At 68.4% G+C, this 512-nt stretch carries 1 protein-coding gene; it reads right to left on the reverse strand.

Annotation, left to right across the window (positions count from 1 at the left end; genetic code table 11):
- The coding region (locus tag HMPREF9062_RS11975; protein ID WP_009409886.1) for a DUF4956 domain-containing protein at nucleotides 1-512 on the reverse strand (512 nt) is incomplete at both ends.

Raw genomic sequence — 512 nt, forward strand, 5'->3', positions numbered from 1 at the left:
TTGGTAGCGGACGTCGACGAGTGTGGTGTCGTTGACGAGGTCGAGGCGCTGGGTGTCGATGGAGCGGATTCGGGCGCCGAGGAGGTTGGTGAGGTGGGCGGTCAGGGCGGTCTCGTCGGTGATGGCGTGGTCGATCATGATGACCTGGTGGCGGTTGCGGCGCAGGAGGGCCGGGTGGTCGCTGATCCACAGGGAGGCGACGACGAGGGCCATGAGTGCGGCTGTTGTCGTCAGGGGTGCTCCGATGCCGCCGAGCAGGCCGAGGGCGAGTGCGGCGAAGAAGTAGGCGACTTCGTGCTGGGTCAGTTGGGTTGAGCGCAGGCGGATGATGGACAGGACGCCGAACAGGCCCAGGCCCAGGCCGGCTCCGACGCTGGCGGTGGCCAGGAGGAGGGTGACGGCCAGGACGCCGACGTTGACGCCGACGTAGGCGGACATGAGGTCTTTGCGGCTGTGGCGTCGGATGTAGAGCGCGCCGACGAGGACGGCGAGGGCAACCAGGTCGGCACCGA

This window comes from Actinomyces sp. oral taxon 448 str. F0400 (assembly GCF_000220835.1).
In the GTDB taxonomy this organism is placed as follows: Bacteria; Actinomycetota; Actinomycetes; order Actinomycetales; family Actinomycetaceae; genus Actinomyces.